Raw genomic sequence first — 26086 nt, 5'->3', positions numbered from 1 at the left:
TATAAAAATGCGTCTATTGTAGGCGAGTTTTAGTTGAAATAGACAAAAGATTGTTGCACTTATTTTGAAGAAAAAATTATCACTGCAAGACTCTGTTATAGTGCTGACAGATTTCTTTTCGGCTTGCTTTAATAGGTTTAATCCATGACGTTTTCTCAAGATGTTTGGCAACGTAATCAAGATTTATATCAAAAAATATTAGCACTCCCGTTTAATCAAGAACTTGCAGCAGGTTCATTAGACCGTGAAGCCTTTTGTCATTATGTGATTCAAGATGCACATTACTTATTGGCTTATGGTCGCGCCCTTGCTGTGGCTGCGGCAAAAGCTTATGAAGCTGATGATGTGATTCAATTTTCTGAGGCGGCTAAAATTGCCATTATTGTGGAACGCAGTTTACACAGTGACTTTATGCAGGAATTTGAGATCAGCAAAACTGAGTTTGAAAGTACACCGCTCACGCTTGCCTGCCATCATTACACCTCTTTTCTGACAGCAACTGCTTGGTCTGAAAGCTACCCTGTCATTCTGGCAGCATTACTGCCATGTTTCTGGATTTATGCCGAAGTGGGTAAAGACATCGTCAGTCAATCGGTTGCCAACAATCCTTACCAAGCATGGATCGACACCTATGCAGGGGAAGAGTTTAATACCGCGGTGCGTAACGTGATTGCGACGGTTGATAAAGTCGCTGCTCGTTGTGATGCAGATACTTTAGCGAAAATGCATGCGGCTTATACCATGGGTGCAAAACTGGAATGGTTGTTCTGGGACAGCGCTTATCAGCAACGCCAATGGTTAGGCTTGGATTAAATTATCCTGATCCATTCGCATGTAAAAAAGGAGGGAAAAGCCCTCCTTTTACATCACACATAAAAGCTGATTCAAATATTTAATTCCTACGCCATTTCCCCCAATTAAGAAAAATGGTTGCCGCGATAATCACTAAAAAAATAAGAAACTTAGCCTCGAAACGGGCAAAACTCAATTCATGGCTACGACTTTTCTCTTGGAAAAAATTCTGCACTTGTTCAGCATCCATTTTTTGATGAATATTCAGTGCTATTATTTGTGGTGTTTTTTTCCCTTCCCCTATCACCAAATAAGCAGCCTTGATTTCAAAATCTTGCTGGTTTGCTATGCCAAAACTAATTTTAGCGGGCTTTTGTAAATTATATTCAGGAATCCAATCAATAATCTGACCATAAACACGAACATTACTCGCGTCACCCAATACTGGGTCTTGTATTTTCTTTCCCGTTTGATCTTCGATTTCTTCAACCAAATCATCAAACTCTTTAAAAGAATAGTTTTGTCGTGCTGGTAAATTATTGGCGACTAAACTTACAACCTCTGTTGGATTAGCAGGATGATCTTTATTAATAACGCCCTCACCACTAATCACAAAATCAGCTTTTGTATTCATTGCTGCAGATTTTGGAACACCAATTAAATAAAAAGCAGTCCACAATTGAGAGCTTGGATTTAGATTTTGCAGCTCTAATTCATAAAGCTCATCATGATTTAAATTAAAAACCTGATCAAATCCAAGAATTTTTGTCTCTTGTGCTGCCACCCCAAAACAAAAAAACAATCCACATCCGAATAACATGATTTTTCTTAACATTATTATTGCTCATTTTCTTTATCTTATTAATTTTAATCTATTTATTTTAAATTCCAGAAGATGTTTTTTGATTTTATTCACACATGATGACCAAAAATGGCAACTTGTGGCAGTCCTTTATCCATAATTCCCAGTCTTGCTCTCTATCAAGATGTGGGCAGCACAAGAGATTTTCCTTGAGACATAAAAAAGCCCCATATAGGGGCTTAGTCGTATATCGTATCGTCCGATATACTGTATGAGGCTCATCTCAAACTGAGCGCATTAAAGCATAAATCAGATTAAATGCCTACTTTTATTGCTCGCTTAAAAAACATTCACCACGATTAAAGCAATCAATGCAGGCACAGCCTGAATATAGATAATCTTTTTACTCGCAGTGAGTCCACCGTAAATCCCTGCAATCAATACACAGCCCAAAAAGAAATTGGCAATCGCAATAGCATATGTTGCAGGTGCTAATAATGACCAGAATAGACCCGCTGCAAGAAAACCATTATACAGCCCCTGATTTTGTGCCAACACTTTGGTCAGTTGTGCTTTTTCCAGACTATTACCAAAGGCCTTTAAACCATAGGGCTTATCCCATAAAAACATTTCCAGCACCAAAATATAAACATGCAATACTGCAATCAAACCGATCAGTACTTGTCCTAACATACGATTTTTTCCTTTTTATTGTGTTTGAATTTGATTGGATCAGTCGCAAAACTGACCCAGTATTTTACAGTGATGGCTTTAACAACACTTTACCTTGACGCGCGCCTTGAGTTGCTTTCAATGCCGCTGCTTCAATCTGATCGAAACCAAAAATCCCTTCAACAGGTAGAACCAGTTTTTTCTGAGTTGCCAATGTAATTAGTTCCACAAACAAAGCCTTTTTACGCTCTGCTGGCATTTCTTTATTGACCACACTGGCCCAGAAACCCTTAACCGTGGCTTGTTTAAAAATCAGATCACCCGATGAGATCTGCATGGTCTCGCCAGTCATGCTACCAAATGAAACCAACAGACTATTTTCGCTGAGCAGATTCAACATTTCCCCGCTGGCACTGCCGCCAATTGAATCAACCCCAGCAATTAATGGCTGATCCGCATGTATGGCTTTTACCTGTTGTTTCCAATCTGGTTGATCCGTCGCAACCACATGCTGAATCCCCAAGGCCTGCATTTCCGCAATCGCATCACTACGACGAACCAAATTAATCACTTGTAGTCCGCGCGCTTGGGCAATCATGGCAACCGTTTTTCCTACCGCGCCATTTGCCGTATTTTGAATCAGCCATTGACCTGCTTGTACATTGACAAAATCGAGTAACATTAAGGCACTGATCGGCATCCCGATCAGTTGTGCTGCGGTCTGGTCATCAATCGCATCATTTAAAGGAATGATACTTGCTGCTGGTGCGATAAAATATTCTGCCCAACTGCCATGTACCCCTGCGACCGCAACGCGCTGTCCTAATTTACTTGCATCAACACCGTCACCTACTGCATCGACGATACCCACCGCTTCGCTGCCACCAATTGCAGGTAAAGTTGGCTTATAACCATAGCTACCACGTACGGTCCAAACATCATGATTATGGATTGGAGACATGATGGTTTTAATACGAACTTCACCTGCTTTCGGCTCAGGCTGAGGCATATCACCCAACTGCAACACATCGACGGGTTCACCAAAACTGTGATGGATAATACTTTGCATGTTTTATTCCTTAATCGGTTGGAGCAGTTGTTGAGTGGTTTCTAAGGCTAAATGTAAGGGTGCTTTATCTTGAGCCAACTTGGTCATCAAGGCGGCACCTAGCCACAGTTGATACATCACTTGGGCTGTTTTGAGTGGGTCAAGATGGGCAGGAATCGAACCTTGCTGTTGCCCTTCTTGCAGTAACAACGCCACGCGTTGTGTCAATCGATGCACACCTAAGTTGAGAATTTGGCGCATGTCTTCAGATAAATCCGAAACCTCTGCGGCCAATTTCACAATCAGACAATTCTCTGCCCAACTACCATGAACAGGGTCATCAATCCACGCCTGCCATAACGCCATCAACCGCGCATACGCACTTTGTTCGGTCTGCTGCCAAAGCCGCTCAACACGGATTTTATAATCCGCCATGTACTGTTCAAGTAAGGCACAACCAAATGCCTCTTTAGAAGCAAAATAATGGTAGAACGACCCTTTCGGGACATCACAAGTCTTGAGAATTTCTTGTAAGCCAACACCAACAAAACCTTTACGCAACACCAGTTCAAAGCTGGTATCGAGAATGTGCTGTCGAGTGGCTTCACTTTTATTTGATCGTTTCATAGCCACACTATAAATCAATATTAGACCAGTCGTCTAGTAAATTATGTATTTTAATAAGTGATCAATTTTTAAATGGTAATCTGAGGCATTGAATGCTAAAAATACTAAGCGCTTAGCGTGAGATAAATGTGAACCAGTTCATTAACCGTCACAATTTGTCGTTTTAATTATTTTTATACCACTTGAACGATTTTAAATCGCTATCATATACACGTTTTCATATTCAGCTTATTGAGATGTATTTATGAGTCAAAGTCATATCCGTATTCGAGGCGCACGTACCCATAATTTAAAAAATGTGTCACTCGATATTCCACGTGACAAGTTTGTGGTGATTACGGGACTTTCTGGCTCTGGTAAATCATCATTGGCTTTTGATACCTTGTATGCCGAAGGTCAACGTCGTTATGTCGAATCGCTTTCGGCCTATGCTCGCCAATTCCTGTCACAAATGGAAAAGCCAGAAGTCGATTCGATTGAAGGTCTCTCCCCTGCGATTGCGATTGAGCAAAAGTCAACCAGCCACAATCCTCGCTCAACCGTCGGTACAATTACTGAAATTTACGACTATTTACGTTTGCTCTATGCCCGTGTCGGTACACCTTACTGCCCTGAACATGATCTGCCGATGGTGGCACAAACCATTTCAGAAATGGTTGATGCAGTAAAAAGCCTTGAAGAAGGTACGGCATTGATGTTGCTCGCTCCTGTGGTACGTGAGCGTAAGGGTGAATACACCCAGTTGTTTGAACAGCTACAAGGTCAGGGTTTTGTACGTGCGCGTGTCGATGGTGAAATCATTGATATCGATACCCCACCCGAGCTGGACAAAAAGAAAAAACACACCATTGAAGTGGTGGTCGATCGTTTTAAAGTGCGTGACGATCTCGGTAACCGTATCGCAGAATCATTTGAAACTGCGTTACGTCTAGGCGGTGATATTGCGGTTTTATCATGGATGAACGGCGAGCATCCTGAACGTGTTTTCTCAGCAAAACATTCTTGCCCTGAATGCGATCGTGCCGTGGCTGAACTTGAACCACGTCTATTCTCATTCAATAACCCGTTCGGTGCATGCCCAGTTTGTGATGGTTTAGGCACACGTAGCCATTTCAGTTCAGATAAACTGATTCCAAATCCTGAAGTTTCAATCAGCCAAGGTGCAATTCGTGGTTGGGACAGACAACGTCCTTATTACTACACCATGCTGCAAAAAGTTGCGGATCATTTCAGTATTGACCTCGATCAACCGTGGAACACATTAGATAAAGACACCCAGAAAAAATTCTTACAAGGCTCAGGCAAAGAGAAAATCGATCTGAGCTATATCGATGAACGTGGTCGTAAACACAGCCGTGTGCAAGCCTTTGAAGGGATTTTGCCGCATTTAGAACGTCGCTACCGCGAAACTGAATCGAATTATGTACGTGATGATTTAGCGCAATACTTATCCAATGCAGCATGTGATGCTTGCGGTGGTTCACGTCTCAATGAAATTTCTCGTCATGTACGAGTCAAAGACAAGACCATTGCACAGATCACTAAAATGTCGATTGGTGATGCAGAAAACTATTATCAAGATCTGAATCTGGAAGGGGCTAAAGGTGAAATCGCCGATAAGATCTTTAAAGAGATTCGTGAGCGTTTACACTTTTTAGTCAGTGTTGGCCTGAATTATCTCAGCTTGGCACGTTCGGCTGAAACCCTTTCAGGTGGTGAAGCACAACGTATCCGTCTGGCCTCACAAATTGGTGCAGGCTTGATGGGCGTAATGTATGTGCTGGATGAACCTTCGATTGGTCTACATCAACGTGATAATGATCGCTTATTACAAACTCTGATTCGCCTACGTGATCTAGGCAATACTGTATTGGTAGTTGAGCATGATGAAGATGCAATTCGTGCCGCTGACCATATTATTGATATCGGACCAGGTGCGGGTATTCATGGCGGTGCTGTGATTGCTGAAGGCACTTATGATGAGTTGGCCAATCATCCTGACTCCCTCACAGGTCAATATCTGTCAGGTAAATTGAAGATTGAAGTGCCGAAACAGCGTACTCAATCGCCACGTCCAGATGAAGTCATCAAGTTGTCTGGCGCAAGCGGACATAACTTACAGAATGTGGATCTGACTATTCCATTGGGCATCATGACCTGCGTCACAGGGGTTTCAGGTTCAGGTAAATCAACGCTGATTAACCGTACCTTATTGCCTTTAGCTGCGACTCAACTGAATGGTGCAACCACGCTGACTGCGGAAAAATTTGATTCAATTGATGGCTTACAGCATTTGGATAAAGTGGTCGATATTGACCAAAGTCCAATTGGTCGTACTCCACGTTCAAACCCTGCAACCTATATAGGTTTATTCACCCCGATTCGTGAATTGTTTGCGCAAACACCTGAAGCCAAAGCGCGTGGTTATAGTGCAGGCCGTTTCTCGTTTAACGTGAAAGGTGGACGTTGTGAAGCCTGTGAAGGCGATGGCATGATCAAGGTCGCGATGCACTTCCTGCCAGATATGTATGTGCCATGCGATGCCTGTCATGGCAAGCGTTATAACCGTGAAACCTTAGAAGTCGGTTATAAAGGTAAAAACATTTCTGATGTACTGGAAATGACTGTTGAAGATGCCGCTGAGTTCTTTAGTGCTATTCCTGTGATTCATCGTCGTTTAGATACTTTGACCCAAGTCGGGCTTGGCTATATCCGTTTAGGACAAGCAGCAACGACCCTTTCAGGTGGTGAAGCACAACGTGTGAAACTGGCACGTGAGTTGGCAAAACGCGATACTGGTCGAACCTTATATATCTTGGATGAACCGACTACTGGTCTGCATTTCCATGATATTGCCAAGTTACTCGACATTTTGTATGAGCTACGCAATAAGGGGAATACCATCGTAGTGATCGAGCATAATCTAGATGTGATCAAGACCGCGGATTGGGTGATTGATCTAGGCCCTGAAGGTGGTTCGGGTGGTGGTCAAATTATTGCCGAAGGAACACCTGAGCAAGTGGTGAAATCTAAAATTTCACATACAGCGAAGTTCTTAAAACCTTTGTTGAAATAAATTTAATTGGTTCACAATTGTTGGTGTAAATTTAGCCTGAGTTCGTTTTTCTAGTTTAAATTTACGCCAACTCCCTAAATGCTGAACTGGTGCATATTCAAGATTATCGAACAAAGAATGTTGTATTTTCTGGAGTTTTTCAGCCCGTTTTAAACATTGTCTTAACCATGAATAAGACATTTTCATATAATCAGCGATACTTAAATACGTATATTTGATTAATTTAGGTTTAAGGCTTTCAAATAAATGGACATAGGCTAAAGCCATAGAAAAACTATTCTCCTTGATTTGGTGTGTTTCTTTATTTTGTTGTATATGCTGATCTTCCGCATCTAACATTCGCTGTAATGGTTCAGTAGATGTAGGGGAAGATATCGTCAAAAGGATTGGATTGATTGCTTCATCTAAATCATTTCTAGTACTTTGATCAAAATCAAAAGCATTTTTAAGTATCCGATCTGCACCATGAACAAATTTATTCCACATTTTATGTTTCAATTCATTCCAATGTTCATCATTTGCTAAATTAAACTCTCCGTTCCAATGCTCGATAATAAATAAAAATGCATCTTGGGCAACATCATCGGCTTCACATTGTTTAGAAGCTTGGGCTATTTTGTGCCAGTCCTTATAATTCTGAGACGAATAAATAACTTGAGATAATTTATTTGGATCTTTTTCTAACACAGGCAGAATCTTATATTTCGGATTCTGCTAAGCTAGCAATTCTAAATTTAAATATGATGACTAAAAAATTAGCATTTAAATAAATGAAAAATACTCACCCCTCCACCACATTCTTCCCTTTCGCCTTCGCTTTGAGCAACGACTGGTCCGCTTTTTCTAACAACTCTAACCAGCTATTTGCCCCAATCGCAACACCAATACTGACCGAAACCTGAATCGGCTCAGCCACATTCGGAATAACGATTTTTTCTTTTAAAATTGCGGAACGAATACTCTCTGCCACTACTTTTGCAGCGGTCATCTGAATATTCTCAATGACCACCAAAAACTCATCACCGCCATAACGCACAATTAAGTCAGATCCACGAACGTTATACTTGAGCTGATCCGCAATCATAGTAATCACCTGATCACCAACAATATGCCCATATTGATCATTTACAAACTTAAAATTATCAATATCAATCGCAATCACACACGTCTGAGACAACCCCTCGGGCTTGGATTCAAGAGCCTGAATATACTCATCCAAAGCCAAACGGTTTGCCACGCCTGTTAACGCATCTGAATTTGCAATCTGCTTGAGTTGCAACTCCATGGTATCGCGCTGCTTTAACATCCCATTTAGTTTATCAATCGCTTCAAACAGCGAGACAAATTCTTCCTTATTATTTTTACCTGAAGGAAGTTCATCCGAGGTTTCTGATAAACGCAAAATCATATCACGGGCATGGATCAGTGGACTAAACACCTTGCGCTTGGCATAAATCATGGTGAAAATTGCAATCAATAGAGACAGACTAGAAATAATTAAAGTAAAAATGAACTGTCGCTTTGCGAATTTATTTTCATTCACTGCAACCCGAATGCTGTAATCCAGAATATAGCTTTGCAAATCCATGACTGGAGTAAATTTTCCCACCATGCGTTCTGTCAATTGTGTCCCAGACAGAAAGTACGCCTTATTATTTTTACTTTCATCCAATAAGCGCGCAACAATAGGTAATCCTTTATCTAAAAACTCCGTTTTAACACGACGATATAAATCTACATATTCAGGTGTCTTCGACTGTTCAGGCTGGATCGTATCAATTAACTCCCAAAGATAGATCGCTTGATGCTGTGTCTGTAATGATCGTGCCCGATTTTCATCTGAAATTTTTTCACCAAATGTCACTGGTGCCATGACATTGGACGCAACTCGCCCTGCTTGATCACGCATATCAGTGAGCACCAAAATCGAAGTGAAGTAATTCGACATCTTGCTGTTCTTACTATTGGAACGAACCAATAACCACGTTAAGAACTCACGGCTTTCATCCCAAACACTAAACATTGATAAAATCGCATGATCATATTGCTTCGACGTGCGCTCAGCATGCGGTGTACTGGCATATGCATCAACAATGGCCCGTGCTGCAGCCAATTTAACTTTTAAATCTGTTTCCAATTCATAAGCAATCAGCCTAAAACCGTTTTGTTTTAAAACTTCAATGGTGTTATCAATTTCTGCATCAACAATCTTTCGATACTCGAATAATTCTTTTTGATTTTCCAATAACACATCTGGTTGACTCGACATCACTTTATTGGAAGGTGCCCGTTCTCTAGAAATTTTATTGGCTGTTTTGACTAATGTACGGAGGCAGGTAATTTCAGTGAGTGTTTGTTCTGATTTTATATATTCTTGATAACTATTAATAATTAAAGGAATGGAGAGATAAAAAATCGAAAAGATAATGACTATCATGCAGAAAAAGAGGCGACGGCTAATCTGCTCAGAACGTAATTTTGAGCTTTTTAATTCACGCTCCATTCAGGCACCTTGTACTTTTCAAAAACGATCTCTATTGATTTTTAAACAGAACTTAATTTTACCCGAATTCTAAATGACACGACCACGCATTAACTCAGTTTTTTGGTTACATTAATCTTTATTGTCATTATTAAGTAGAGAATTCATCATTTAATACACTAATTGAGAATGATTTCCATTTAAACAAACCCCTATTATTAAATAAATAACTGAATAATATAGCTTTTCATCACACCAGCATTCCTACAAGAGATTAAAATTAAGATATTTTTTGAATAGATTTAGTTTTTAATCATCTTAGAACTAATATTCATAATGATATTAAACTTATACGATTTATGAATAACGAATAACTTTCAGCTCTGTTACTCAATATATATTTCCCACATTCACATTAATAATTTTTAACATTCTAAGCAGCCATGGTTAGTTTATTTTTCTTTATATATTTCAATAATGTCATTTAGTTTCAAAACTCGACCTATCATTGATAACCAAACTGCGAAAGATTCACCTTAAGCATTCATTACCCTGATTCCTCAAACATAGATCAAAGTCGAGCTAATGACTCATACAAATATAAATCAGCATGATAAAATAGTTAAAACACAATTTTTTCTATTAAAATCAATATCATCTGATTTTAAAACAAAGTTTCTTTTTTGAATATTTCATCTATCTATTGATCGAATAACCCTATCCTAAGTATAAAAATTATCAATTTCACAAATTACGTTCCACAGAACATAATTCAAGCATAGAAAGATTCCAGAATTTATACCAGTAACCCTCTAGGATGTTTTCTCCCCCAAGTTAAACATCCTTTCTCAGCCCAGCTTTCCCTAAAGCTGGGTCTTTTTTTGAGACTTTAGAAAGAATCTAATTCGCCAATAAATCTAGCTGCTGCAAAGCTTGATAGACAATCGCCTTCCGTGCCTCAGTATGCTCAGGTCGACTCATTTCCATATTTAATGAAAATGCGGTGATCTTGCCATTTGCTTGCTCTATCCAACCTGTCCACCATCCCACTTGGGGGCTAACATCCATACCCCAGCCACTTTTGGCGTATATTTTGGTGCCATGAACCTCATCCACCAATAACATGCCTTTTACTTGTTGCTGAGTTGACTGATCAAATGGCAGCTTTTGCTTCGCCAATGCGTAGGCAAAGCGTACTTCCTCCACAGGCGTAATTTTTAATGGACCAACCAACCAAAAGTTATCGACTTGTGTCCCAATATTCTTATTTCCATAGCCCACTCGCTTAACTTCACGAGTCATCAGCTCCAGACCAATACGTCGTGCCAGCTCTTGATAAACAGGCACAGCCGATGCCTGCATTGCCTCAGCTAATGTGAGATCTTTTTCCCAACTACTGAATGCGCGTTTCTGTCCATCCCATTTAAAGACTTCTTTTGGCGTAGTTTTATGATGCTGTATGCCAATTAACGCATTCAGCATTTTAAAGGTCGAGGCTGGGATATAGCGCTGATCTGCACGATGTACATCATTGCCAAATTTTTGAATTTTCTTTCCATCATAAATGACCAAAACACCGCTGGTTTGAGCATTTTGGAATAAACTCGCAATCTGCTGTTGTTCACTTTCCTGTGTCATTATTTGCTGCTTTTGTTGACTAAAGCTCTGGCAAGCCATCAAGGGTAAGCCCAGCATCATTGAAATAGATAAAGTGAGCATTTTTAGTTTTTTCGACATAAGCATAAAAGGTGGAAAAGTAGAATAAACAGCCACTATAAGTCTTTTATTACATGTCTTCTGTAGTGTTATTTCATCTAAAACTGAGAAAAAAGACAAAAAAAAGCTCGACCTTGGGGAAAGCCGAGCTAGTAAAACAGTGATGTAAAAACATCAAAATACTTCAAAGAAAATGTTACGAGACACTTAAATGCAAATTAGATATCTCTTGCTTTGTATTATGTGAATTAATTCTCATAAAGTAAAGTTGATTAAATAGATCGGGTTTATTGTTACAATCGATTTTGCTAATTGATCATTAAAGATGCGATTTTTACATGATTTTTAGTTTATATTAACTGAGAATGAATATCATAATTTTGCAAAGTCTATCGCAAAAAAATTACGGAATATTATTTTAACTCACACTTTTGAACTCAGATTTATGACAGAAATAAGAACTCAATAAACGAAAAAAACGATCATTACAATCGAACAAACCAATTAAAATATTTATTGATGTGAACACTATAAGCCCCCTTATCTCGTTAAAAAATAAACATATCTATTTGTTAGATATATACTTTATAAAAGGTTGACAATATTTTTTTCAATCGCTCACTTTTCACACACACTCTGTTCAGCATTTGTTCGTTTATCGGAAGCCCAAATTTATTACATTGACTTCATACTTTGTTACAATACAATGGCTCCAACTTTACTCTTTAATTGTTTTAAAGCTGGAAATCATTATGAAAAAACTCGGTTTAGCCACTGCTTTAGTTTTAGCCATGACCGGTGCTCACGCATACCAAGTAGAAGTTCAAGGTCAATCTGAATTCATCGACGCAAAAAGCGACAATGACAAAGACTTTACTGGTGCTGCTCAAGGTACTTACTACTTCAAAAATGTAGATTCTTCTAAAGGTCCATTAGCTGAAGCTGCATTCTTAAACCAAGCATCTAATGTTTCTGTAGCTTATAGCTTTGCAGAATTAAGCGGTGACGAAGTTGCAACTGTTAAGAACAACTCTTTCGGTGCAAAAGGTGAAGCTTACCTTCCAACTCCTTACTTACCTGTGTATACAAGTGCTGCATACAGCCACTCACAAACTAAGTCTGAAGGTAAAAAAGACAATGGTGACCGTTTCGCATTAGAAGTCGGTACTATGCTTACTCCTAACTTCTTAGTTGCTGTTGGTTATACTAACATTGCTGATCAATTTGCTTTAGACGCAAACAGCGTACTTTCAAATGGTATCGCTAAATCAGTAGCTCAAGCTAAAATCATTGGTCAAGACCAAGATGCGATCACTGCACGTACTAAATACGTAGGTAACATCGATGGTACAAACATGGCTGTAGGCTTCGAAGCTGGTCTTGTTTACGGTGATAACCAAGCATACGAATTAAAAACTGACGTATATGTAACTCCTAAGTTAAGCGTTGGCGCTTCTTATGCTGAAGCAAATTACAGCTCAAACCCAGCAAATGAAGACAACTTCTCTGCAATCAATTCTGCTTGGGGTGCAAACGTAAACTACTTCATCACTCCAGCGATTGCTGTAGGCGCAACTTATGTTAACGCAAATGCGAAACATGAAAGCACTGATACGCAAACTATCGGCTTAAACGCGAAGTTCCGTTTCTAATATTGGATTTAGGTTCTACATAGAACACTAAATTCATAACAAAAAACCAGTTCTTATGAACTGGTTTTTTGTTTTCTGATCTTCAATAAAATTAAAAATCGAATTTGTCATTCAATCTCTTACATCTTCTTATCTTCAATATTTAAAGCACTAATTGCCAACACCGCTTGGGTACGGTTTTGTACGCCCAACTTACGGAAAATTGCGGTGACATGTGCTTTGATTGTGGCTTCTGAAACTTCCAGTTCATAAGCAATTTGTTTATTCAATAAACCTTCTGCCACCATCATCAAGACACGGAACTGCTGTGGCGTGAGTGATTGTAAGCGTTCAGCTAAAGCGGTTTCATCTGCCGCACGAGGATCAAAGCCCGCATGGGTTGGCAAGTTTGGTGGTAACCAAATCTCCCCTTCTAAAACATGTTTAATGGCTTCCCCAATATGACTTGGATGGGAAGATTTTGGAATATAGCCCATTGAACCATGCGCAATCGCACGTTGAATAATCGACACTTCTTCATGTGCCGAAACCACAATAATCGGAATCGCAGGATATTGGGCCCTGACATAGACTAAGGCAGAGAAACCAGAAGCACCGGGGAGATTTAGATCCAGAAGGACTAAATCAGGTTCTGCACCATGCTCTAAACGTGCATAGAATTCATCTACATCTGCAGTCTCTTGGATCTGCGCCTGAGGCAAACTATAACGAACCGCTTGAATCAAAGCATGTCTAAATAAAGGATGGTCGTCTACAATTAAAATATTCATAAGCGCTTAAGCTATCTGCAAGTACGTCACTGTACGATGTTTATTTAAATTCAATCCGCTTAAGCCTATTTTCAATTCAAGGCTAGGTCAAGCACAAGACATGATTTATTTCCTTTTCCCGCAAAATAAATCAAATATTGATATAACTTGATTAAAATCACCTTTGCATAAAACAGATTCAAAAATATTGAATAGAAACAGAAAATTAACGACCTAAAATTTGATATTTATTGTGATTTATCGACATATCTTTAAAAAAGATAAGCTTGCAGCATTTCCTTATTTTACAGCTTGGCATGCGGTGTAGATAAATAAATAGTAATTCGAAATGATCTTTTAGGCCGTTATTATGTCCAATCACAATACCCTCTCAACTCCCCTTAATATTGTTGCAGTATCTGGTGGTTTAAATAGCCCATCAAAAACAGAAAGCTTAGTTCAGGCGATTCTGGATGAGCTGTCTGAAGCAATTAATATTAAAGTGCATTTCGTTAAGCTTAGTGAAATTGGACCTTTATTGGGTGGTGCAATTTATCGTAATCAACTGCCTCAACGCGTACAAGATGATTTGGCTGCAGTTGAAGCCGCAGATGCATTGATTGTGGGCACCCCTGTTTATCGTGCTTCGTTTACAGGTTTATTTAAGCATTTCTTCGACTTTGTTGAGCAAACAGCTTTGGTTGATGTACCTGTGTTACTCGCCGCTTCAGGTGGCAGTGACCGTCATGCACTGGTGTTAGAACATCAATTACGCCCTTTATTCAGTTTCTTCCAAGCACAAACCTTACCGATTGGGGTCTATGCCACTGATCGTGACTTTACGCCTGAATATACGGTAAAAAGCGAACAATTGTCTGATCGCGTCACCCTCGCTGTGGCACGTGCCTTACCAATTTTAGAATGGGCACCAGCCAAAGGCCAACGTGCAGCGGCCATCAAAGCCAAAACTGAGCAAGCGAATCAGAATCTCGGCATCAACAAACAAATCGAACAAGCCGAAGTCTTACCATCTGCGGCTGTACCGAATCTGGATGCAGCTGAATCTCGCTTACACCCGAAATCAACCAAGAATCTAACCCACGTCGCATAAACCATATCTGTTATGGAGGATACAACGATGACAACAACAGCATCCGCAATTAAATTTGCCTACTGGGTTCCCAATGTGAGTGGCGGTCTCGTTGTAAGCAACATTGAACAACGCACTGACTGGAGCTATGACTATAATGTGCGCTTAGCACAAGCAGCGGAACGAAGCGGCTTTGAATATGCTCTCACACAAATCCGTTTTACCGCTGGCTATGGCGCAGAAAACCAACATGAATCCGTAAGTTTTAGCCATGCTTTATTAGCAAAGACCGAAAAACTCAAAGTAATTGCGGCTATTTTACCTGGCCCTTGGAAGCCTGTACTTGCGGCTAAACAGCTGGCAACCATTGACTACCTCACCCAAGGGCGTATTGCGATTAATGTCGTCAGCGGCTGGTTCCGTGGCGAATTTGATGCGATTGGCGAACCTTGGCCTGAGCATGATCAACGTTATGTTCGTTCGGAAGAATTTATTCGTACCCTCAAAGGTATCTGGACAACAGACAATTACAGCTTTGATGGCAAGTATTACCAATTCCAAAATTACACGCTTAAACCGAAACCTTTGCAAAAACCTTATATCGAAGTATTTCAAGGCGGCAGTTCCCGTGCCGCACGTGATATGGCCGCGCGTGTATCAGACTGGTATTTTACCAACGGCAATAGCGTTGAAGAAATCAAGAAGCAAGTTGATGATGTCCGCAGCAAAGCAAAGTTAGCCAACAGACAAGTCAAAATTGGGGTTAATGCTTTTATTATCGCACGTGATACTGAGGAAGAAGCCAAAGCCGTACTGAATGAAATCATTGCTCAAGCCAATGTCGAAGCGGTGAATGCCTTCGGTGATGCTACCCGTGAAGCAGGGGCAGCGGCCCCTGAGCGTGAGGGCAACTGGGCAAAATCGACCTTTGATGATTTAGTACAATATAACGATGGCTTTAAAACCAATCTGATCGGTACACCACAGCAAATTGCAGAACGCATTGTGGCCCTAAAAGATGTGGGCGTTGACCTAGTTCTTTCTGGGTTTCTGCATTTCATTGAGGAAGTTGAATATTTTGGAGAAAAAGTTCTACCCCTCGTCCGTCAACTTGAACAACAACAGGAGCAGCATCTCGCAGCAAAATCAGCGTAGTTTTCAGCATTAAATAAGAAGAAAAACAAAAGAAATGGCAAATACTCCCCAAGGCTCGGCTTGGGGCTTTTTTATTTTAACGGGTCTCAATTTCTCGCATGACAGTTTCAACCGAATAACGGCACCATTTCGACAGCTGCTCAATAAATTCATTTAATTGTGGCGGATTAAAGTGACTAACAATCATATAGCAGGCGTTGCCGAGAATTTTAAAACACTCATCCACTTGCTCATATTGTTTGACCAAATGCTCAACCTCAATAAAAGCTTGCTGATCATTCATAAACAGTTGGATGAATTGTTTATGTTCGTATTTTATCGCGACGGTGTAATTTTTGATAATACCTGCATCCATTAACTGTGCAATACGCGCACCCACCGCCTGCCCAGTACGATGTACCCGCTGTCCAATTTCTTTATGACTTAAACGCGAGTCTTGCTTCAGCAGTTCAATAATTTTTAAGTCGATGGGATCAAGTTCAATATTCATTTTTCATTACGAAAGAAAACCAGCAACAATGCTTTCATTTGAATATAGCCGATTTCTCAGTTTCACCCTACTCTTGTTTTATCTTAATGTTGGACGTAAAAACAATGAAACAAGCCTTACTGATTATTGATGTTCAAAACGACTATTTTAAAAATGGCAAAATGGAATTGGTCAATCCAGAGCTTGCTCTGGCGAAAACCAACCAATTAGAAGATCATTTTATTCAAAATAATTTACCGATTATTTATATTCAGCATATTAATCCTGCCTCAGCCAGTTTTTTTCAGGAAAATACCGTGGGTGTTGAATTACATCCACAACTTAAAGTCACCGATCAATCATTGATTATCGAAAAGCATTTCCCAAATAGCTTTCTAGAAACCAATCTTCAAGCCATCCTTGAGCAGCATCAAGTTGAACAGTTAGTAATTACTGGCATGATGACCCATGTCTGTATTGATTCTGGGACGCGTGCAGCCAAAGAGCTTGGCTACCAACCAATTGTCATTGCAGATGCCACTGCAACCCGTGATCTTGAACATGAAGGTAAAAGCGTCAAAGCAGCAGATGTACAAACGGCGTTCTTATCTGCACTGGGTTTCTTCGCCACTGTACAAAACACTGTAGATTTTTTAGCGCACAATTAAATAATGGAGCTCTTTCAAAAGTCAAAAAATGATCAATCATTGGTAAAAAATTAGTTTTGAAAGTCCCATCTCCCTTTGGGATGAGGGCTGCAAGTCCGCAAGAGGATGAGGAAAATTCTTCATATAAATCCTCTCCCTAGCCCTCTCCTTTAAAAAGGAGAGGGGACTTTCATTGCGAATTCAATCCTGCTTAAAAAATGACTTATGCAAGAATTCTAATGCAGATAAAAAAAGAGCGTTCAATCGAACGCTCTTTTCACATTTGCATCGGGTTTATCGGTTTGGATAAACTGTCGCAATCAAATGATCAACCACAGCGGGTTCAGCAAGGGTCGAGGTATCACCTAAACTATCCAATTCATTGGCAGCAATCTTTCTCAAGATGCGGCGCATGATTTTGCCTGAACGGGTTTTTGGCAAAGCGGGCGCCCAATGTAAGGCATCTGGGGTTGCCACAGGGCCAAGTACTTTACGTACCCAATTCACCAACTCCTTACGTAGTTCCTCAGATTCAGCCACATCGGCTTGTAAAGTGACAAAGGTACAAATCCCCTGTCCTTTAATATCATGCGGCATACCCACCACCGCAGCCTCTGCAACTGCTACATGCGAGACCAAGGCACTCTCAATCTCGGCTGTACCTAAACGATGCCCCGATACGTTGAGTACATCATCGACACGTCCCGTAATCCAATAGTAGCCATCAGCATCTCGGCGTGCACCATCACCAGTGAAATAACAGCCTTTAAAGGTCGAGAAATAGGCTTCAATAAAGCGTTGTGGATCACCCCAAATGGTTCGCATTTGACCCGGCCATGAATCCTTAATCACCAGATTGCCTTCAGTTGCACCTTCTAGCTCATTACCCTCTCCATCCACCAGTGCAGGTTGAATACCAAAGAATGGACGTGTCGCGGATCCTGGTTTTAAGGCAGTTGCACCCGGCAATGGTGAAATTAAAATGCCGCCTGTCTCTGTTTGCCACCATGTATCGACAATTGGGCAACGGCCTTCACCAACCACTTCATGATACCAATTCCACGCTTCTGGGTTGATCGGCTCACCCACCGAACCGAGTAAACGTAAGCTACTGCGGTTACTTTCACGTACATAGGCATCACCTTCACGCATCATGGCGCGAATCGCAGTCGGTGCCGTATATAGGATGGTGACATTATGCTTATCAATCACATGACCAATACGTGCCCATGTCGGATATTGTGGAATACCCTCAAACATCACCGTGGTGGTGGCATTACTGAGTGGGCCATAAAGTAAATAACTATGGCCTGTAATCCAGCCGACATCGGCAGTACACCAATACACATCATCTTCACGTAGATCGAAGACTTCTCTAAATGTGGTATTTACATAGACTAGATAACCACCTGTGGTATGCAATACGCCTTTCGGTTTACCAGTTGAACCTGAGGTATACAGAATAAATAAAGGGTCTTCTGCTTTCATTGGTTCTGGTGGACAGTGTTCGTCTACTTCCATGATAGCAAGGTGATACCAAACATCACGTTCCGCATTAAACTGAATTGGATTGCCCGTGCGATGTACCACAATCACGTTTTCAACACTACTGGTACCATCAATGTCTAAAGCTGCATCGACATTTTCTTTCAGTGGCAGTAACTTTCCACCACGCATGCCTGCATCCGCAGTAATCACCAGTTTTGCTTGACAGTCTTCAATACGACTCGCCAAGGAGTCTGGCGAGAAACCACCAAACACCACACAATGCACTGCACCAATACGCGCACAAGCGAGCATGGCAATTGCTGCTTCAGGCACCATTGGCATATACAGCACGACACGATCGCCCTTGCGAATACCTTGTTTCTTTAACACATTGGCAAAACGACAGACTTCATCATGCAGTTCAGAAAATGAGATGATTTTATGACGCGAAGGGTGATCACCTTCCCAAATAATGGCAGGTTTTAATGGATTATCTTTAAGATGACGATCTAAGCAATTGGCTGAGACATTCAACTCACCATCAGCAAACCATTCGATTTTGAAATTATCTTGATTAAAACTGGTATTTTTGACCTGTGTAAATGGTTTGATCCATTCAATCTTGCTGGCTTCCTCTGCCCAAAATGCTTCTGGCTGCTCAATCGAATGCTGGTAACGTTTGAAATAGTCTGCTTCAGAGATTCTTGCCGTTTCTTTGAATTTATCAGGCACTGGGTAGATTTCTTTCATAGCTCACTTCCTTGGTTTTTTATCTCATACCTTAGATGTTCTCATCTATTACACGGGTATGTTTTGTTCTCACTTGCAGTATTGACACCATTTACAAGTGCAAACAATGCGGCTTTGGTCGTAGAAATGTCAGGACTTTTAATCTTTCGACCTTGACTAAGTTATAGGCTAAAATAGCAAAGCCGACGCTTTTACGATCAATTTATTTTCAAAAATTTACTCAAAATAATTTAAATTTGAACTGCTTGTCTATGCTTTTTGTTTTTAAAATAAGTGATTATTTTGATCATTGCCAAGACCACAAAAGATTTAATAAGCAGAAAAATAGGAACGCTCTATGTTTGATCCCGCAACAACTGCTCGAGTGCAGCCCATGAGTGACTATCCGCTCTCCCCAAATGGTCGCTTCAACCGCCTCAGCTATATCGCTTGGTATGGTTTACTCAGCTTCATATGTATGGCTGCTTTTTTCGGTATTTTTGCCTTCGCTGGCATTTTTAGTCTCAGTCATGTCGATGAAACCTTCTTTTCTACATTTTCAGGTCTTACCATCTTTGCTTTGATCGCACTGTGGTTAGTCGCATTTTATTTCCAAATCGTATTTCTTATCCGTCGCCTGCATGACTTGAATAAAACAGGTTGGCTATGTTTACTGCTCTTGGTTCCAGTGCTGCAATTTTTATTTACTTTATATGCCTTATTCGCACCTGGAACTCCCCATCGCAATGATTATGGTGATGTTCGCCCATCCAGTGCGTGGGAAAAAATTCTCGCTTGGATCATGATTCTGTTTAGTCTATTCATGATGTTTGGTGTCTTTATTTTTGCGTATTATTTTGCCAGCCCAGATGTATGGGATGCACCAACCCAGATCATTCAAAATACGACCGAATATTTTTAAGCGACTACATTCAGCGAATTGATTTGATCATCATGGGAAACAAAGACTGAATTTTGCATGCGTGTTGGCAATAAATTCATTATGATTGCTTCCCTCATTTACTCCTTCCTTTGCGAAATAGAGATCTTGCTGTGGCAAACGAACAAACAACATTGACTGAAGTGGCGAAAGATACAGGTGCGCTGATTCATCAAGCCAGCACCAAGACCACTGAAACGGTTTTGGCCCATACTGAAAAGTACCACGATGCCTATACCACGATTGATAAAATCATGGACAGCTTTTGGGAGCGTATTCCCTATATCGGTATCGCAATTACAGTTTTCATTATCTTTTGGTTACTCACCAAGTTGTTTAAACTCTTTATTCGCAAGACGCTAGAAAATCGCAGCTATACTCGCCAAAACCTAGTATTGGTACTGAATCGGGTCGGTAGTACTTTTATTATCTTCTTTGGCTTCTTGATCGCGCTGGTGATTGCTATCCCAGGCTTCACACCAAGTCAGTTGATTGGTGCACTAGGTATTGGTTCGGTTGCGATCGGTTTTGCTTTCAAAGATATTTTTCAAAACTTATTGTCAGGGATTCTGATTCTGATCAGCGAACCGTTTCGTATCGGTGATGATATTGTCGTCAATGGCTTGGAAGGAAACGTCGAGGATATTCAAATCCGAGCAACCTTCTTACGTTCGCCTGATGGCCGCCGTATCGTAATTCCTAATGCCACGGTGTATACCAGTGCTGTTACGGTTAACAATGCCTATCAACGTCGTCGTTGTGAGTTTGTGGTCGGGATTGGCTATGAAGATGACATGCAAAAAGCCAAGAAGATTATTCTTGATATTCTGGATCGTAATTTAAATGTACTGAGTCAACCAGGCTTCTCTGTCAATGTTACCGCACTGGCAGATTTCTCAATTAATTTAACGGTACGTTGGTGGGTCAATACCACTGAAACCAGCACCTCAGCCTCTATCAGTGAAATTCAAGAATTGGTAGTCACTGCTTTTGATGAGAAAGGCATTTCAATTCCTTATCCAGTGCAGGAAGTCAAAGTCTATCGTGGTGATCAATCTGAGCAGAGCGATACTTTAGACAAATAATCGCCCTAAAATATTTGACACCGCTGTTTCAGTTCGCAAAATTCGGTTGCCTAAGCTCATCGCTTGGCAGCCGTTTTTTATGAGTAGATCGACCTCATAGGGAATAAATCCTCCCTCTGGGCCAACGATCAAACTACAAGGCTGTTGAATTGCATACGGCATTTGCTGCTCAGCATAAGGATGCGCCACGTAAGCAGGCTGTTCTGCGCTGATCAACGTCGGTAAAACATCTTCAACAAAAGGTTTAAAGCGTTTATAGAGTTGGATTTCGGGTGCAATGGTATCGCCGGCCTGTTCTAAACCCAAAGTTATATAATCACTGAGCTGCTGTAAAAACGGTGTGTGCCAATAGCTCTTATCCACTCGATAACTATGAATCAGGCTAATCCGTTCCACCCCCAGTGTCGCAGCATCCATAATGATGCGACGCAATACTTTTGGACGTGGCAAGGCAAGAATCAGATGCACGGGAAGCTTTGCAGGAACCGCTTCAGTTTGAACTGGCCGAACTGTAATGCATTTTTCGCTGATAGCGACCACCTCAGTTAAGTATCGCTGACCTGCACGAATCCCAACCTTTAAGGTATCACCAACATTGAGCTGTAAGTGCTGAGCTAAATGCTGCAATTGTCTGGGCTGGCTGATCTGCCATACATCCGCTGAAACACACTGATCTGGCTCGAGTAAAACAATATTCATGATAATGCTGTTTGCTGTAAATAGTGATCAAGACACTGAATATGCTGCTGTAGTGAGCCTTTATTTGTTTGTAGAACCCGCTGAGCCTGCGTAACCAGTTGCTGAGTCTGAGCATCATCTTCTAAACAGGCTAATAATTGCTGCCCCACCTGTGCTGCATCCTCTCCAATCAAAATCCCTTGTTCAGCCACAAACTCATCCACAATCGTTTGAAAGTTGAAATAACGTGGACCAATCACTGTAGGCACATTCAAGACCATCGGTTCTAGAATATTGTGACCACCACCAGGCTCATTCAATGAACCACCGACAAAACAGGCTTGGCTCAAGGCGTACCACAACCACATCTCACCCATACTATCGGCAAGAAATACCTGTGTATCCGCTTGAATCGGTTGTTGAAGACTACGGCGTTGTGTTTTTAAATTTAAACTTTGACAAACTTGGTACACCTCGTCAAAACGTTCAGGATGACGTGGCACCACAATACAGATTAAATTTGGATTTGAATTTAAATGCGGCTGCAATTGTTTGAGTAAACTTTCTTCTTCGGGCGCATGAGTACTGGCCAAAGTGATGATCTGCCGCCCCACCAAGTGCCAATCTTGTTTCAACTGCTGTGCTTGTTGCAGATACTGTTCTGGTGCTGAAATATCAAATTTAATATTTCCAACCACCTGACTTTTGGTTTGTTCTAAACCTAATTCAACATAACGCTGTTGCGTTGCCACATCTTGTGCCAGCATCCAAGTGAGCTGTTGCAACATCGGTTGGGTCAAACGACGAACCTTGCCATAACCTTTGGCTGATTTCTCTGACAGACGCGCATTCAATAAAATACAGGGAATCTGTTGCTGTTTTGCTTGGGCAATAAGATTTGGCCAGATCTCTGTTTCAACCAATGCCAATAGTCGCGGTTGATACAGATTAAAAAATTGTTTTAATAATGCTTTTTGATCGACAGGCAAATATACCGCCTGAAATAAATCGAGATAAGGGGCTTTTAAAAACAGGGATTTGGCACGCGCTTGCCCTGTCTTGGTAGTATTGGTCACTAAAACCGGATGGCCTAGTTTTAAATAATGTTCTATTAACGGTTGAGCCGCGTTGGTTTCACCGACTGATACCGCATGGAACCAAATTGCCCCCAAATTTTTAGGGGGTTGGAATGGCCCAAAACGCTCAATACATTCCTGTTGAAACAGCGCATCACTTTCAGCCCGTTGTTTGATTTTCCAGCGGTACAACGGCTTGATACAAGCCAGTAAAAAGTTATACCAAAACGGTGTTTGCTGTGCTGCTGTATTCTGCGCCATCCGAGACCATAATTTACAATGTGATTCCTGCTCATTATGCGGAATTTAAAACAAAAACTCATGCAATTTTGGTAAATCACATGAGTCATTTTTTAAAGTTTTAAAGCAAATTATGCTTCTAACTGTTCAAAGGCAGGATAATCGGTATAACCCTCAGCACCATCACCGTATAAGGTTTGTGGTTGAAGTGGGTTTAAAGGTAAATCATGTTGTAAACGTTCAAATAAATCAGGGTTCGCGATATATTGTTTACCGAATGAGACTGCATCAGCTTGACCTGTCGCCAAAATGCGTTTCGCAGAATCCGCCGTTAAACCTTCATTGGCAATCCACACGCCTTTAAATTTCGGGCGTAATTTAGGTAACACACTATCCTCAGCTTCATATTCACGCGTGAAAATAAAACCAATATTGCGTTGATCTAATTGCTCTACCACATAACCAAACGTTGCTAATGGATTTTCATCACCCATATCGTGCGAATCACCACGTGGAGCAAGATGTACACCCACTCGACCAGCACCCCATACTTCAATGAAGGTATCTACAACTTGTAGTAATAAACGCGCACGGTTTTCAATTGCACCGCCATATTCATCATCACGATGATTAGTGCTGCTTTGCAGGAATTGATCAATCAGATAACCATTGGCAGCATGCAATTCGACACCATCAAAACCAGCGGCTTTGGCCTGTTCTGCTGCATTTTTATATTGTGCAACAACTTCTTGGATTTCTTCATGCGATAACGCACGTGGTGTCACAAAAGGACGTTTTGGACGAAGTAAGCTCACTTCACCCGCAGGTTGAATTGCACTTGGCGCCACAGGTGTATCACCATCCAATAAGTCTGGATGTGAAATACGACCGACATGCCACAGCTGAACCACAATTTTTGAACCTTGTGCGTGTACGGCTTCAACAATTTTATGCCATGCCTGCGCTTGTTCTTGCGACCATAAGCCTGGTGTATTGGCATATCCCGCTGCTTTAGGGCTAATCACCGTTGCTTCGGTAATAATAAGGCCAGCATTGGCACGTTGTTGGTAATATTCCACCATCAAATCATTTGGAATACGCTGCGCACCACTACGCGCTCTCGTTAAAGGAGCTAAAACCAAGCGGTTTTTAATCGTGAAATCACCTACTTGCAAAGTAGAATTTAGTTCAGCCATGATCGCCTCAACTTACACTTCTTCGATTTAAAGTGCTTGTTTTAAATGTTCGATATATTGCTGAATCAAAGCTTCATTGCGCGTGAAATAAGACCACTGCCCATATTTCTCAACCTTAATCAAACCCGCCTGTTGTAGTACAGACAAATGATTCGACATAGTCGATTGTGCAACTTTTCCTAAACGTTCGATGTGTCCTGCACATACACCACGTTCAAAACTACCACCACATTGCTCAACGGGTAGAAATTGCTCAGGCTCTTTTAGCCATTGCAAAATCTGTCGACGTAATGGATTGGCTAAGGCTTTGCTTATAACATCAATATCCATAGACTCACCACGTTTCTCAAGCGGCAACGCTTTGTTCAGCACCTAAATCCAGTATATCGAAATTTTAAAATATTAATATCCATTTTTTTCGATATTAATATCATATTTTTTCGATTAACTAGCAGATGCTGAACGAGATTGCCGTTTTAATTGGATTAAAACTTATAAACCTTGTTTCAAACTTGCTTCGATGAACTTATCCAAGTCACCATCTAACACTGCTTTGGTATTGGAATTTTCCACACCAGTACGCAGGTCTTTAATACGTGAATCATCGAGGACATACGAGCGAATCTGGCTTCCCCAACCAATATCTGACTTCGAGTCTTCTAAGGCTTGAGCAGCTTCATTACGTTTGCTCATCTCTAATTCATACAGTTTGGCACGTAATTGCTTCCATGCATGGTCACGGTTGGCATGTTGTGAACGTTGGTTCTGACATGCCACCACAATACCTGTCGGTGCGTGAGTTAAACGAACTGCAGAATCGGTTTTGTTAATATGCTGACCACCCGCACCCGAAGCACGGTAAGTATCGGTACGCACATCAGATGGATTGATATCAATTTCGATATTGTCATCAATCTCAGGTGAGATAAACACGGCTGAGAATGAAGTATGACGGTTGTTGTTACTGTCAAATGGTGACTTACGGACTAAACGATGTACGCCACTTTCAGTACGTAACCAACCATAGGCAAATTCACCATCCACACGGATGGTCGCTGATTTAATCCCAGCCACATCACCATCTGAGACTTCCATCAATTCAGCTTTAAAGCCGTGACGTTCGATCCAGCGTAGATACATACGCAATAGCATCGAAGCCCAGTCTTGTGCTTCTGTACCACCCGAACCTGATTGAATTTCAAGGAAGCATGGGTTTGGATCCATCGGATTACTGAACATACGGCGGAATTCAAGATTACCTAAGGCCTGTTCAGCACTATCTAATTCTGCTTGAACATCCAACAATAAACTTTCATCATCCGCTTCAACCGCAAGGTCTAGCATGGCTTTTGCATCATCTAACTGTTCAGCAAGACGATCAAATACACCTAATGTGTTTTCTAAACTGCCCTTTTCTTTTGCGATGGCCTGAGCACGGCTTTGATCATTCCAAATCGCAGGGTCTTCTAATTCTCTTAAAACTTCTTCTAAACGCTCAGCTTTTAGATCGTAGTCAAAGATACCCCCGTAGTGTTTGGCTACGATCAGATAAATCTTTCAATTGGACTAAATACGGATTAATTTCCACGCGTGTTTTCTCACAACTTTTTCACTTAATCCGCTATTTTAACATAACTGTTTTGGTCGACACAGCCATGTCATTTTGAATACCTTTAT

The 26086-nt window shown here is 40.9% G+C and carries 23 protein-coding genes; 8 read left to right on the top strand and 15 right to left on the bottom strand.

Features of this window, described 5'->3' with window-relative positions:
• Window positions 1-144 precede the first annotated feature (144 nt).
• Window positions 145-813, top strand: a complete 669-nt coding sequence (gene tenA, locus GBI66_RS05590; protein ID WP_005185792.1) for a thiaminase II — start codon at window positions 145-147, stop codon at window positions 811-813.
• Window positions 814-892: 79 nt separating this feature from the next.
• On the opposite strand, the gene GBI66_RS05585 is transcribed toward tenA, so the two are convergent.
• From GBI66_RS05585 to GBI66_RS05570, 4 genes are all read right to left on the bottom strand, one after another.
• Window positions 893-1627 carry a hypothetical protein gene (locus GBI66_RS05585; RefSeq protein ID WP_005185794.1) on the bottom strand — a complete coding sequence of 245 codons (735 nt, stop codon included), beginning with the start codon at window positions 1625-1627 and terminating at the stop codon, window positions 893-895.
• 306 nt (window positions 1628-1933) lie between these two features.
• Window positions 1934-2287, bottom strand: a complete 354-nt coding sequence (locus GBI66_RS05580; RefSeq protein WP_004803688.1) for a DUF1304 domain-containing protein — start codon at window positions 2285-2287, stop codon at window positions 1934-1936.
• A 64-nt stretch (window positions 2288-2351) separates the two neighbouring features.
• On the bottom strand, window positions 2352-3335 hold the full coding sequence (locus tag GBI66_RS05575; RefSeq protein WP_005185797.1) for a zinc-binding dehydrogenase: 984 nt from the start codon (window positions 3333-3335) through the stop codon (window positions 2352-2354).
• A gap of 3 nt (window positions 3336-3338) precedes the next feature.
• The gene (locus GBI66_RS05570) at window positions 3339-3941 is read right to left on the bottom strand and encodes a TetR/AcrR family transcriptional regulator (RefSeq protein ID WP_005185799.1); all 603 of its coding nucleotides are present in this window, start codon (window positions 3939-3941) and stop codon (window positions 3339-3341) included.
• Between the two features lie 244 nt (window positions 3942-4185).
• On the opposite strand from GBI66_RS05570, the gene uvrA reads away from it, so the two are divergent.
• The gene (gene uvrA, locus GBI66_RS05565) at window positions 4186-7017 is read left to right on the top strand and encodes an excinuclease ABC subunit UvrA (protein ID WP_151715437.1); all 2832 of its coding nucleotides are present in this window, start codon (window positions 4186-4188) and stop codon (window positions 7015-7017) included.
• Here the strand turns inward: uvrA and GBI66_RS05560 are convergent.
• The 3 genes from GBI66_RS05560 to blaOXA form a co-directional block, all read right to left on the bottom strand.
• Complete coding sequence (locus tag GBI66_RS05560; RefSeq protein ID WP_151715436.1) at window positions 6997-7704, bottom strand: hypothetical protein; 708 nt, start codon at window positions 7702-7704, stop codon at window positions 6997-6999. The two genes, uvrA and GBI66_RS05560, sit on opposite strands and share 21 nt — an antisense overlap.
• A 94-nt stretch (window positions 7705-7798) precedes the next feature.
• Entirely contained in the window at window positions 7799-9520 is a 1722-nt protein-coding gene (locus GBI66_RS05555) for a GGDEF domain-containing protein (protein WP_151715435.1), read from the bottom strand.
• 879 nt (window positions 9521-10399) lie between these two features.
• Window positions 10400-11236: an OXA-286 family carbapenem-hydrolyzing class D beta-lactamase gene (gene blaOXA, locus GBI66_RS05550; protein ID WP_171494267.1), complete on the bottom strand. Its 837-nt coding sequence runs from the start codon at window positions 11234-11236 to the stop codon at window positions 10400-10402.
• A gap of 728 nt (window positions 11237-11964) precedes the next feature.
• Between blaOXA and omp33-36 the strand changes: the two genes are divergently transcribed.
• Window positions 11965-12867, top strand: coding sequence for a porin Omp33-36 (omp33-36, locus tag GBI66_RS05545; protein WP_266095276.1), 903 nt, complete (start codon window positions 11965-11967; stop codon window positions 12865-12867).
• Between the two features lie 119 nt (window positions 12868-12986).
• On the opposite strand, the gene GBI66_RS05540 is transcribed toward omp33-36, so the two are convergent.
• Complete coding sequence (locus GBI66_RS05540) at window positions 12987-13637, bottom strand: response regulator transcription factor (RefSeq protein ID WP_151715433.1); 651 nt, start codon at window positions 13635-13637, stop codon at window positions 12987-12989.
• 349 nt (window positions 13638-13986) lie between these two features.
• Between GBI66_RS05540 and msuE the strand changes: the two genes are divergently transcribed.
• Window positions 13987-14727 (top strand): FMN reductase, encoded by a 741-nt coding sequence (gene msuE, locus GBI66_RS05535; protein ID WP_005185815.1) that lies wholly within the window; start codon window positions 13987-13989, stop codon window positions 14725-14727.
• Window positions 14728-14754: 27 nt separating this feature from the next.
• The gene (gene sfnG, locus GBI66_RS05530) at window positions 14755-15861 is read left to right on the top strand and encodes a dimethylsulfone monooxygenase SfnG (protein WP_151715432.1); all 1107 of its coding nucleotides are present in this window, start codon (window positions 14755-14757) and stop codon (window positions 15859-15861) included.
• Window positions 15862-15937: 76 nt separating this feature from the next.
• Here the strand turns inward: sfnG and GBI66_RS05525 are convergent, their stop codons facing one another.
• On the bottom strand, window positions 15938-16351 hold the full coding sequence (locus GBI66_RS05525) for an Lrp/AsnC family transcriptional regulator (RefSeq protein ID WP_151715431.1): 414 nt from the start codon (window positions 16349-16351) through the stop codon (window positions 15938-15940).
• A gap of 104 nt (window positions 16352-16455) precedes the next feature.
• Between GBI66_RS05525 and GBI66_RS05520 the strand changes: the two genes are divergently transcribed.
• Window positions 16456-16998, top strand: a complete 543-nt coding sequence (locus tag GBI66_RS05520) for a cysteine hydrolase family protein (protein ID WP_151715430.1) — start codon at window positions 16456-16458, stop codon at window positions 16996-16998.
• 273 nt (window positions 16999-17271) lie between these two features.
• On the opposite strand, the gene acs is transcribed toward GBI66_RS05520, so the two are convergent.
• Window positions 17272-19215 carry an acetate--CoA ligase gene (gene acs / locus GBI66_RS05515; RefSeq protein WP_151715429.1) on the bottom strand — a complete coding sequence of 648 codons (1944 nt, stop codon included), beginning with the start codon at window positions 19213-19215 and terminating at the stop codon, window positions 17272-17274.
• Window positions 19216-19552: 337 nt separating this feature from the next.
• On the opposite strand from acs, the gene GBI66_RS05510 reads away from it, so the two are divergent.
• Both GBI66_RS05510 and GBI66_RS05505 read left to right on the top strand, forming a co-directional pair.
• Entirely contained in the window at window positions 19553-20116 is a 564-nt protein-coding gene (locus tag GBI66_RS05510) for a DUF805 domain-containing protein (RefSeq protein WP_151715428.1), read from the top strand.
• Window positions 20117-20247: 131 nt separating this feature from the next.
• Window positions 20248-21219, top strand: coding sequence for a mechanosensitive ion channel family protein (locus tag GBI66_RS05505; protein WP_151715427.1), 972 nt, complete (start codon window positions 20248-20250; stop codon window positions 21217-21219).
• On the opposite strand, the gene GBI66_RS05500 is transcribed toward GBI66_RS05505, so the two are convergent.
• The 5 genes from GBI66_RS05500 to prfB form a co-directional block, all read right to left on the bottom strand.
• Complete coding sequence (locus tag GBI66_RS05500; RefSeq protein ID WP_151715426.1) at window positions 21208-21918, bottom strand: 16S rRNA (uracil(1498)-N(3))-methyltransferase; 711 nt, start codon at window positions 21916-21918, stop codon at window positions 21208-21210. The two genes, GBI66_RS05505 and GBI66_RS05500, sit on opposite strands and share 12 nt — an antisense overlap.
• Window positions 21915-23234 carry a 3-deoxy-D-manno-octulosonic acid transferase gene (locus tag GBI66_RS05495; protein WP_151715425.1) on the bottom strand — a complete coding sequence of 440 codons (1320 nt, stop codon included), beginning with the start codon at window positions 23232-23234 and terminating at the stop codon, window positions 21915-21917. The genes GBI66_RS05500 and GBI66_RS05495 overlap by 4 nt, the downstream gene beginning before the upstream one ends.
• A gap of 110 nt (window positions 23235-23344) precedes the next feature.
• Window positions 23345-24409: an alkene reductase gene (locus GBI66_RS05490; protein WP_151715424.1), complete on the bottom strand. Its 1065-nt coding sequence runs from the start codon at window positions 24407-24409 to the stop codon at window positions 23345-23347.
• Between the two features lie 27 nt (window positions 24410-24436).
• Window positions 24437-24739, bottom strand: coding sequence for a helix-turn-helix transcriptional regulator (locus tag GBI66_RS05485; RefSeq protein WP_010590065.1), 303 nt, complete (start codon window positions 24737-24739; stop codon window positions 24437-24439).
• Window positions 24740-24901: 162 nt separating this feature from the next.
• A protein-coding gene (gene prfB / locus GBI66_RS05480; RefSeq protein ID WP_151715423.1) for a peptide chain release factor 2 occupies window positions 24902-25997 on the bottom strand; the annotation gives its coding sequence in 2 pieces (ribosomal slippage) (window positions 24902-25924 and window positions 25926-25997; 1095 coding nt in all).
• Between the last annotated feature and the right edge of the window lie 89 nt (window positions 25998-26086).

Source organism: Acinetobacter sp. TUM15071, assembly GCF_008980925.1.
GTDB lineage: Bacteria > Pseudomonadota > Gammaproteobacteria > Pseudomonadales > Moraxellaceae > Acinetobacter > Acinetobacter dispersus.
The sequence above is the reverse complement of the archived record's forward strand: the minus strand, read 5'-3'. Positions and strand labels throughout refer to the sequence as shown.

What these genes read in the sequence shown, in the direction of transcription:
- sfnG (WP_151715432.1), top strand. Translation starts at nt 14,755, where the DNA reads ATGACAACAACAGCATCCGCAATTAAATTTGCCTACTGGGTTCCCAAT.
- blaOXA (WP_171494267.1), bottom strand. Translation starts at nt 11,236, where the DNA reads ATGTCGAAAAAACTAAAAATGCTCACTTTATCTATTTCAATGATGCTG.
- GBI66_RS05540 (WP_151715433.1), bottom strand. Translation starts at nt 13,637, where the DNA reads ATGAATATTTTAATTGTAGACGACCATCCTTTATTTAGACATGCTTTG.
- GBI66_RS05510 (WP_151715428.1), top strand. Translation starts at nt 19,553, where the DNA reads ATGTTTGATCCCGCAACAACTGCTCGAGTGCAGCCCATGAGTGACTAT.
- uvrA (WP_151715437.1), top strand. Translation starts at nt 4,186, where the DNA reads ATGAGTCAAAGTCATATCCGTATTCGAGGCGCACGTACCCATAATTTA.
- GBI66_RS05555 (WP_151715435.1), bottom strand. Translation starts at nt 9,520, where the DNA reads ATGGAGCGTGAATTAAAAAGCTCAAAATTACGTTCTGAGCAGATTAGC.
- GBI66_RS05525 (WP_151715431.1), bottom strand. Translation starts at nt 16,351, where the DNA reads ATGAATATTGAACTTGATCCCATCGACTTAAAAATTATTGAACTGCTG.
- acs (WP_151715429.1), bottom strand. Translation starts at nt 19,215, where the DNA reads ATGAAAGAAATCTACCCAGTGCCTGATAAATTCAAAGAAACGGCAAGA.
- GBI66_RS05485 (WP_010590065.1), bottom strand. Translation starts at nt 24,739, where the DNA reads ATGGATATTGATGTTATAAGCAAAGCCTTAGCCAATCCATTACGTCGA.
- GBI66_RS05575 (WP_005185797.1), bottom strand. Translation starts at nt 3,335, where the DNA reads ATGCAAAGTATTATCCATCACAGTTTTGGTGAACCCGTCGATGTGTTG.
- GBI66_RS05500 (WP_151715426.1), bottom strand. Translation starts at nt 21,918, where the DNA reads ATGAATATTGTTTTACTCGAGCCAGATCAGTGTGTTTCAGCGGATGTA.
- msuE (WP_005185815.1), top strand. Translation starts at nt 13,987, where the DNA reads ATGTCCAATCACAATACCCTCTCAACTCCCCTTAATATTGTTGCAGTA.
- GBI66_RS05495 (WP_151715425.1), bottom strand. Translation starts at nt 23,234, where the DNA reads ATGGCGCAGAATACAGCAGCACAGCAAACACCGTTTTGGTATAACTTT.
- GBI66_RS05490 (WP_151715424.1), bottom strand. Translation starts at nt 24,409, where the DNA reads ATGGCTGAACTAAATTCTACTTTGCAAGTAGGTGATTTCACGATTAAA.
- GBI66_RS05585 (WP_005185794.1), bottom strand. Translation starts at nt 1,627, where the DNA reads ATGTTAAGAAAAATCATGTTATTCGGATGTGGATTGTTTTTTTGTTTT.
- GBI66_RS05570 (WP_005185799.1), bottom strand. Translation starts at nt 3,941, where the DNA reads ATGAAACGATCAAATAAAAGTGAAGCCACTCGACAGCACATTCTCGAT.
- GBI66_RS05520 (WP_151715430.1), top strand. Translation starts at nt 16,456, where the DNA reads ATGAAACAAGCCTTACTGATTATTGATGTTCAAAACGACTATTTTAAA.
- tenA (WP_005185792.1), top strand. Translation starts at nt 145, where the DNA reads ATGACGTTTTCTCAAGATGTTTGGCAACGTAATCAAGATTTATATCAA.
- GBI66_RS05580 (WP_004803688.1), bottom strand. Translation starts at nt 2,287, where the DNA reads ATGTTAGGACAAGTACTGATCGGTTTGATTGCAGTATTGCATGTTTAT.